9 protein-coding genes are annotated in these 9,282 nt (G+C 33.0%); all 9 read left to right on the top strand.

Annotated features, from left to right (window positions below):
• The first annotated feature begins 171 nt into the window (after nucleotides 1-171).
• Nucleotides 172-501, top strand: coding sequence for a helix-turn-helix transcriptional regulator (locus H4K35_RS15210; RefSeq protein ID WP_180906892.1), 330 nt, complete (start codon nucleotides 172-174; stop codon nucleotides 499-501).
• Nucleotides 502-572: 71 nt separating this feature from the next.
• A complete protein-coding gene (locus tag H4K35_RS15205) occupies nucleotides 573-1,037 on the top strand; it encodes a DUF6428 family protein (protein ID WP_180906893.1) in 465 nt (154 codons plus the stop codon).
• Between the two features lie 19 nt (nucleotides 1,038-1,056).
• Nucleotides 1,057-1,671, top strand: coding sequence for a low molecular weight phosphatase family protein (locus H4K35_RS15200; protein WP_180906894.1), 615 nt, complete (start codon nucleotides 1,057-1,059; stop codon nucleotides 1,669-1,671).
• Between the two features lie 3 nt (nucleotides 1,672-1,674).
• Nucleotides 1,675-2,703: an ACR3 family arsenite efflux transporter gene (arsB, locus tag H4K35_RS15195; RefSeq protein WP_182628770.1), complete on the top strand. Its 1,029-nt coding sequence runs from the start codon at nucleotides 1,675-1,677 to the stop codon at nucleotides 2,701-2,703.
• A 270-nt stretch (nucleotides 2,704-2,973) separates the two neighbouring features.
• Nucleotides 2,974-3,762 carry an APH(3') family aminoglycoside O-phosphotransferase gene (locus H4K35_RS15190; protein ID WP_154138269.1) on the top strand — a complete coding sequence of 263 codons (789 nt, stop codon included), beginning with the start codon at nucleotides 2,974-2,976 and terminating at the stop codon, nucleotides 3,760-3,762.
• A 489-nt stretch (nucleotides 3,763-4,251) separates the two neighbouring features.
• A complete protein-coding gene (locus H4K35_RS15185; RefSeq protein WP_180906897.1) occupies nucleotides 4,252-4,800 on the top strand; it encodes a hypothetical protein in 549 nt (182 codons plus the stop codon).
• 94 nt (nucleotides 4,801-4,894) lie between these two features.
• Nucleotides 4,895-5,866, top strand: a complete 972-nt coding sequence (locus tag H4K35_RS15180) for an IS30 family transposase (RefSeq protein ID WP_180906896.1) — start codon at nucleotides 4,895-4,897, stop codon at nucleotides 5,864-5,866.
• Between the two features lie 274 nt (nucleotides 5,867-6,140).
• Entirely contained in the window at nucleotides 6,141-8,060 is a 1,920-nt protein-coding gene (gene tet(36), locus H4K35_RS15175) for a tetracycline resistance ribosomal protection protein Tet(36) (RefSeq protein ID WP_150433341.1), read from the top strand.
• Between the two features lie 80 nt (nucleotides 8,061-8,140).
• Nucleotides 8,141-8,482, top strand: a complete 342-nt coding sequence (locus H4K35_RS15170; protein WP_150433340.1) for a helix-turn-helix domain-containing protein — start codon at nucleotides 8,141-8,143, stop codon at nucleotides 8,480-8,482.
• The last annotated feature ends 800 nt before the right edge of the window (nucleotides 8,483-9,282 follow it).

The following is a 9,282-nucleotide window of genomic DNA, read 5'->3' as shown; positions in this document are numbered from 1 at the left end:
CAACTTCGGTTCAGTAAAAGCTATAACACCTTTTATGTAAAATAGAAAAATAAAGCCTCCTAATTGGAGGCTTTATTTTTATTCTCTAGAATAACACTTATGTTAAATATTAAAAAATAGATTGATTATTTAATTTTATTATCGTAATATTGCGATGTTAAATATTTAGATATGGGTATTACTAAAACAGAATTTTTCACAGATGAACAAAATAAATTATCTATTTTGTTTAAAGTATTAGGACATCCAGCTCGTATTGCAATTATACAACATATAATCAATCAAAAAGCTTGTATATGTAATGATTTAGTAGATGAACTAGGTTTAGCACAGGCTACTATTTCTCAGCATTTAAAGGAATTAAAAAGTATAGGAATTATTCAAGGAAATATAGAGGGCAAATCAGTATGCTATTGTATTGATGAAAATATTTGGAATGAAATTAAAAATAAATTAATTTCTTTTTTCAATCAAAATGTAAATATAAATCAATGCTGTTAAAAGCAATTTTATATCTACTATAATCGTAATATTACGATATTGAATTATATAATAATAAAATATAAATAATTATGAAATTATCAGAGATTAAAGAAATACTACCAAAATTAGAAAATGTAGAATTTCAATTAGAAGATGGAACATTCGTACCGGAACACTTTCATGTTACAGAAGTTGGACAAATTATTAAAAATTTCATTGATTGTGGTGGAACTATTAGAAATGAAAAAGTTGTCAATTTTCAATTATGGAATGCAGATGATTATGAACATAGATTAAAACCTAATAAATTATTACACATTATAGAATTGTCAGAAAATAAATTAGGTATTGAAAATGGAGAAATAGAGGTTGAATATCAAGCAGGAACGATAGGTAAGTATGATTTGGAATTTAATGGCAAAAACTTTGTTTTGAAAAATAAATTAACTGCTTGTTTGGCAGAAGATGCCTGTGGAATCCCACTTGCAACTGATAATAAATTTAGAGTAAAAGAAGATAATTCTTCTTGTACACCAAATTCCGGTTGTTGTTAAGTATAAAAATAATTTTTATATGTATTTAAAATTATTTAAAGAGATTTCTATAATACAAAATATTGATATTATATCTATTGAAAGAAAGGCTGTTTTACAGCCTTTTATAGATTATATTCAACAAAAAGTTGATTGTAAACAAACTGTAAATATTAACTTTATTTGCACACATAATTCTCGAAGAAGTCATCTTTCACAAGTTTGGGCGCAGGTAGCAGCCGCATATTTTAATATTCCTAATGTACAATGTTATTCGGGAGGAACAGAAGTAACAGCTTTATTTCCTAAAGTAGCAGAAACGTTAATGAGTCAAGGTTTAAATATTCAAATCATAGCAGATAATTCTAACCCTATTTATGCAATTAAGTATGATGAGAATACGCAATCAATCATTGGTTTTTCTAAAAAATATGATGATATATTTAATCCTACATCACAATTTGTCGCAGTTTTGACCTGTTCACAAGCTGATGGAGGTTGTCCTTTTATTCCAGGAGCAGAGAAAAGAATACCTATCACTTTTGAAGATCCAAAAATATCTGATGGAACTGCTCAACAAATGGAAGTTTATAAACAGAAAAGTATTGAAATAGCTTCAGAAATGTTGTATGTATTTTCTCAAATTAAAAACTAAAAAATGCAACCAAAATTAAAATTCTTAGATAGAAATCTAACTTTATGGATTTTCCTTGCTATGGCATTAGGAGTATTTATAGGTTATATATTTCCTAATGTTTCTCAAGTTACAGATAGCTTGAGTGTAGGTACAACTAATATTCCTTTGGCAATAGGGTTAATATTAATGATGTTTCCACCATTAGCAAAGGTGGATTATTCATTATTACCACAAGCTTTTAAAGATAAAAAAATCATAGGTATTTCTTTAATACTAAATTGGTTTATAGGTACATTATTAATGTTTGGGTTAGCTGTCTTATTTCTACACGATGAACCACATTATATGACAGGTTTAATTCTTATTGGATTAGCAAGATGTATTGCAATGGTTATTGTTTGGAGTGATTTAGCTAAAGCAAATAGAGAATATACAGCAATGCTTGTAGCTTTAAATAGTATTTTCCAAGTATTTAGTTATAGCTTTTTAGTTTGGCTTTTTATAAATGTACTTCCAAGTAAATTAGGCTTAGCTAATTTCAATGTGTCAGTATCAATGGGAGAGGTAACACAAAGTGTATTAATATACTTAGGAATACCTTTTTTAGCTGGGTTTATTACACGTTATACTTTAGTTAAAGCAAAAGGAATAGAATGGTATAATCACAAATTTGTGCCTAAAATTTCACCGATTACTTTGTATGCATTATTATTTACGATAGTTGTAATGTTTAGTCTTAAAGGAGATAAAATTTTAGAATTACCAATGGACGTTGTTAAAGTTGCCATTCCTTTAATTATTTATTTTGTTCTAATGTTTTTTGTAAGCTTCTTTGTGAACAAGTCATTGAAAGTTCCATATAACAAGAACGCTTCAATATCTTTTACTGCTACAGGTAATAATTTTGAATTAGCAATTGCAGTTTCTATTGCAGTTTTCGGTATTCATTCTCCACAGGCTTTTGTAGGTGTAATAGGTCCATTAGTTGAAGTTCCTGTTTTAATTCTATTAGTAAAAGCCAGTCTATGGTTGAAGAAAAAATATTATTAAACTTATAATAAGAATTATGTTAAGTAATGAAATAGATTAATAAAGTATCAATTGTAGAGTTTCGTGATCCATGATTGAGAATTTAAAAATTTTAAATAAAAACCTCGCTATTCATACAAATGTTATTTAGATAATATAGACTATCAAAGAATTTATTACTTTTAACAAAGTAATTACACGAAATACGGATATAGGGAATATTTCACGAAACTTTTCTATTATTTACTTCGTAAATTACTATGTTGGTGGCAAGGCTAAAAGACACAGCAAATGGACATCAGTAAAGACGTAAAAAATCAACTTGACAAATATTTTGGAAATTATACTACCACACAAATTTCAGGTGGTTCAACAAATGCTGAATTGTTCAGGGTTACGACAGATGAATCAAAGAGTTTTATTCTCAAAAAACAAATTTATAGTAACCATAATGTAAACCTCAAATACGATTATCAAAATTATTTATGGCTTGACGGAAAAATTCCAGTTCCTAAGATTATTTTTTATGAACAATTAAGCGACTTTGAATTGTTATGTATGACGGAACTGCAAGGAAAAACTCTTGAATATTATTTTGATAAAATAGAAACTGAAGAAATTATTAAGCAATATGCAATATCATTGAAAAAACTTCATTCTTTGAAAATTGACAATACTGCGTTGGTTCAACACCTTGACTTGAAAATTTCAAAAGCAAGATTTAATTTAGATAGTGGGTTAATTGATTTTACAGACTTACAACCCGAAAATCAAACTTACAGCCCCGAAGAACTATTTGTGAAATTATTAAGCATAAAGCCATCAGACTATGAATTAGTGTTTACACACGGAGATTACTGTTTTGACAACTTAATTTTTGACAATCATAACTTAAGTGGTTTTATAGACATTGGCAATGGAGGTATAACAGATAAATATCAAGATATTGCACTTGCTGTTAGAAACATACGAGATAATTTTAGACCAGAAATGGTTGACATATTTTACAAGGTATATGGACTTGATAAGCCAAACAAAAATAAAATAGAGTTTTATATATTATTAGACGAGTTCTTTTGAAAGAAGCCCAGCCACCAACATCGTATTGGCAATAGTGGGGCTGATAGTTATAAATTCAACATTTGTGCTTCTATCGGGCATTAGTGCAAATGTTGGGCTGACGTTTTTCAAATGCCCCACCATCGCCAATACGTAACCGTTATGCGTCAGTGTAAAAAAAGAAAAGACAGAGATTTATTCACTGAAAAGTCTTTGACGAACTGTCCGTTTTTTCGACATAGACAGACAGTTCGGGTTTGACAGACTTTTTACTTCTGTCAGCTTTTTCGGGCGGACAATTCCTCGCAGACTATAAAGGAAGTATTTTTGACTTTTCACTTCATTACATTGACAAATAACGAGCAAAAGCGGGACATTGTGGTTGAGAATTAGTAGGAACTTAATTTATCTCTTTTTTACGAGTGAAAACAATTATAAATGGTAAAACTATTTTTACAAGACTCAAGATTAGAACACTAAGTATTGCGAACATGAAAATTAGAAAAATATATGCTTAAGTTTTTGAGCTCAATAAAAATCAAACATAGTCAAGAAGAAAATATTGTATATAAATTATTTGTAGGGTTTCTTACATATGCTGTCATTTATTACTTTTTTCTTAAACCACTGACAATTGGACAAAGTTTTAAATACAATTTATTTGTAGAGTGGATACCTTTTATTATAGGAATTGTTATTATAACATTACTCAGACTTAACTTTTTAAAAAGACTTCACAAAGGTTTTAAGTCAATTATAGACAGAGTGTTTACATATGTTTTATTGATTATTATGGCTTCAATGATTTCTTATTCAAGTTTTGGAATTACAGCTGAAGCAATATTTCACATTGTTGGCTATAATGTTGCAAAAAACAGTAATCAGATTGTTATGACTCTGCCAATCGAAAGTGTTTATAGTTATAGAGGAAGATATAAAGTATTTTTCTATTTTAACAACAACTATGAGTACTTTAGAATTGGAAATAAACTTTTCAGAAAAATAAAAGAAATTGACATGAAAATTCAAGTTGTAAATGCAACTTTGCAGACAAAATAGGAAAGTTTGTTTTTTTCAGAGCCAGGAGGAATAACTCCCCCTTGCCCTGATGGAAAAAATGAACTATATTGTCTACCGACCAAAGTTGACATTTATGAGTCATTTAACCAGAGAACAAAGATATACTATTTGCACAATGTTGCAAAGTGGGTATCCACAATGTGAGATTGCCCGTGTAATAAATAAAGATAAATCAGTTGTCAGTCGTGAAATCCGCCGTAATGCAGATGCCCGATCTGGCGAATACAAAGATGATTTAGCGCATCGTAAATACCTGAAGCGTCAGGCATACAAAGCTAAAGCGAGAACCTTCACACCTGAGGTTGAGGCTTATGTACGAGATAAATTGCGTCTCAAATACAGTCCGGAACAAATTGCAGGTGTTGCCAAAACAAATGGAGATAACTGTGTATCACACGAACGTATTTATCAGTTTATTTGGCAAGATAAGCGTAAAAAAGGGACGCTATATCTTGACCTGAGAAACCGTGGACGTCGCTACAAAAAGCGAAGTGTGATTTACGACAAGCGGGGAACAATCCCCAATCGTACAGATATATCTCTAAGACCGCCTGAAGTTGAACTACGGGAACGCTTTGGTGATTTGGAAATTGACCTTATCATAGGCAAGGATCACAAAGGTGCCATCTTAACCATCAACGACAGGGCAACCGGAATAGCCAGACTCCGAAAATTAGATGGCAAGGATGCGGAACAACTCGCACTGGTTACTATTGATTGCCTGGAGGATTGGAAACCATTCCTGAAAACAATCACATCTGACAATGGAAAAGAGTTTTCGTGTCATCAGATGGTAGCCGGAGACTTGAAAATCGACTTTTTCTTTGCCAAGCCATATGCAAGCTGGCAAAGAGGTTCCAACGAAAACTATAATCGCTTGGTAAGGCAATATATACCGAAAAAAGTTGATTTCAATTATGTTACACATGAATATGTGAATTATGTGGAACAACAGATAAACAACAGGCCACGAAAAAGATTTGGATATTTATCCCCAAATCAGATATTTGATGGAATTTGGAATCTACTCGAAAAAAGCGGGTGATAACTTTTGGAGCCGTCCCATCGAGCTCGAAAAAAGTTATCCTCGATTTTTTCATCAAACATATCATTTAGTTAATAATCAATAAAGTTGCATTTTCAACTTGAATGTAGGGTTGATTTTAAAATTTATTTTCTACCTTTGTCACACTATGCGGCAGTAAATAATATAATTAGAAATACGAATTCAAGTTCTTGTGGTACATTCTACCATCAAGGATGTATTTTTTATGTGATGCATTTCTACAAAGCATCCGCTATATTATTTACAAAATCAAATGAAAACTATAAATATAGGTATTCTTGCACATATTGATGCAGGAAAAACCTCCATTACTGAGAACTTGCTATTTGCTAGTGGAGCAACTGAGGTACGTGGAAGTGTGGACAAAGGTAATACCACAACCGATTCGATGGATATTGAAAAACGAAGAGGTATCACCGTTAGAGCTTCTACAACGTCTATTCAATGGAACGATACAAAGATTAATATTATCGACACTCCTGGACACATGGACTTTCTAGCAGAAGTGGAACGCACTTTTAGAATGCTAGATGGTGCTATTCTTGTGGTGTCTGCTAAAGAGGGTATTCAAGCTCAAACGAGATTGTTGTTCAATGTCTTGCAACAACTAGAAATTCCAGCCATTCTATTTATCAACAAAATAGATAGAGAGGGAGTAAATCTAAATCAGCTTTATTTCGAAATACAAAATAGCCTTTCAAAAGATATTCTTCTTATGCAATCCGTTGATGGCAAGATTTTAACTTCTAGCTGTACAATACACAACATATCAGAAAAGGACAGAGAAACAATTTTGGAGAAAGATGATTCTTTGCTTGAAAAATACTTAAGCGATACGCAACTCTCAAATTCAGACTATTGGAGTTCAATGATTCATCTTGTTCAATTCGCTAAACTACATCCTATCTACCATGGCTCAGCAATGTATGGCATTGGTATCGAAGATTTGCTAAACTCAATCACTACTTTTATTGAAACATCTCTACCTCAAGAGAACGATTTATCTGCCTATGTCTATAAAATTGAGCATAATAAGAAGGAACAGAAACGAGCCTATCTAAAGATTATAGGGGGAAGCCTTAGAACAAGAAAATCATACAACCTCAATGGCTCAGATGAGAATCTGAAAATAAGAAGTTTAAAGACCTTTTACGCTGGAAACGAAATAGATGTAGATGAAGTTTCTACAAACGATATTGCAATTTTAGACCATGCCGAAAGTCTGATGGTAGGTGATTATTTAGGAACAATGCCAAGTTTATTTGATAAATTGAATATTCCTAGTCCTGCTCTCAAATCATCTATACATCCTGCCAAAGTAGAGGATAGGAGTAAATTAATTTCTGCTATGAATGTATTATCGGTAGAAGATCCATCTTTAACGTTTGGTATCAATGCTGATAATAATGAGCTAGAAGTTTCTCTTTATGGAGCAACTCAACGGGAAGTTATTTTGACTTTGTTGGAGGAGCGATTTTCGGTAGATGCTTACTTTGAAGAGGTGAAAACGATTTATAAGGAACGTCTGAAAACGAAATCGGAATACACCATTCATATCGAAGTGCCACCTAATCCTTATTGGGCATCTATTGGCTTGATTATAGAACCTTTGCCAATCGGTGCGGGACTTACGATAGAGAGCGATATTTCATTGGGCTACTTGAATCAATCTTTTCAGAATGCAGTATTCGATGGAGTCAAGAAAGCCTGTGAATCGGGTTTGTATGGCTGGAAAGTAACCGACCTTAAAGTCACTTTTTCTCACGGAATCTATTATAGTCCAGTGAGCACACCTGCCGACTTTAGAAGTTTAGCTCCCTATGTTTTTCGATTGGCTTTACAACAAGCTGATGTTGAGTTGTTGGAGCCAATCTTAGATTTTAAATTGCAAATTCCAATAGCTGTGAATGCTAGGGCTATTACAGACATCAACAAGATGCAAGGCGAAATATCTACTATTACTTCAGATGGTGATTGGACTACTATTTTGGGTGAAATTCCTTTAGATACTAGTAAAGAATACTCAGCAGAAGTCAGCTCCTACACTCAAGGCTTGGGCATTTTTGTTACTCGATTTTCGGGCTATCAAATCACCAATAAAAAGGTAAGCAGAAGTGTAGAACTGAATGAAAAAGATAAATTGATGTATATGTTTGAGAAGGAATTAGGATAAGAGAATGATAAGCAAAATAATCAAAGAATGCATTCTCGCACTATTTTTGTATCTTGTTCCTACAAATTAACTATACAATTATGTCTGAAAGAAAAATCCCTATATATCTAGAATGTGGTTATAGCATTGCTATGCAGGTGCTTGGCGGAAAGTGGAAAATTTGCATCATAGAAGCACTTCGAGATAAGCCACTACGCCCAAGTCTGATATTCAAGGAGGTGCCTGATGCAACAGAACGTGTAATAAATCAACAACTTAAAGAATTGTTGGAGTATAAGATTATAGATAGAAAAATTTATGCAGAACAACCACCTCGTACTGAGTATTTTCTGACTGATTTAGGTCGTTCCGCATTTCCTTTGTCGCTGTGGCGACAGGAAATCCGCCCGCAGCCCGCCCAAGCCCATAGCCTCGGTCGTTAGGTGTCATAGTAAAAAAAGGAAAAAGACGGATTTGTTGCTGAAAAATCTTTGAGGAACTGTCCGCTTCTTCTCGACTTTTTGACTTATCGGTTAGACTGAATTTGCTGGCTTTCGGGAGTTTGCACGGCGGACAATTCCTCGCAGATTTTAAAGGAAAGAAAATTAGACTTATTACTTTTCAGACTACGACATATAACGAACGAAATTTTGGAAATGGAGATTTCCGATTTGAATATAAGGAAACCAAGTTCATTTTTTGCAGACTCTGCTCTTTAGCGGACTGAAAGTGGTTAACGAACAAACTTGACGAAAAAACAAAAAGAAAAACAAACTCACGGACAACCCGAAAATAAAAAACCCGTTTCGGGCTGTCGTGAAAGTGCTTAAACGGAAAAATTTTCGATTCTATTTCTGCTTTCCGACTGACATTCAGTTCATTTAATTTGAGTTTCTCGACTTTAAAACTGTCGGAAAACATGAATTCTAAGACAAAAAAATCAGTTTTTATTCGTTAATTTGTGCGTAGTTTAGCGGTTAGACTTTAAGAAAAAAGAAAATATAAAATTTACAACGAATTTGAGCGTTTTCGGTTGGAAAATGCGGTTTAACAAGCGACTGAATTGTGGTTTTCGAAGTGAAAGCTCACTAAACGGCCGAAATTTAAACGACTGAAAAACAACAAACTACGACCACCTAACACACGCCTATGTTCACAGGCTGGCTGACGTGCACTTAGCAGGTTTTGCGCCCGCATTCGCCTTGTCGCTGTGCGACAGCGAATACGCCCGCAACCCGCCCGT

Source organism: Myroides sp. NP-2 (assembly GCF_014145665.1).
GTDB lineage: Bacteria > Bacteroidota > Bacteroidia > Flavobacteriales > Flavobacteriaceae > Flavobacterium.
This window is presented reverse-complemented; position numbering and strand designations above follow the sequence as displayed.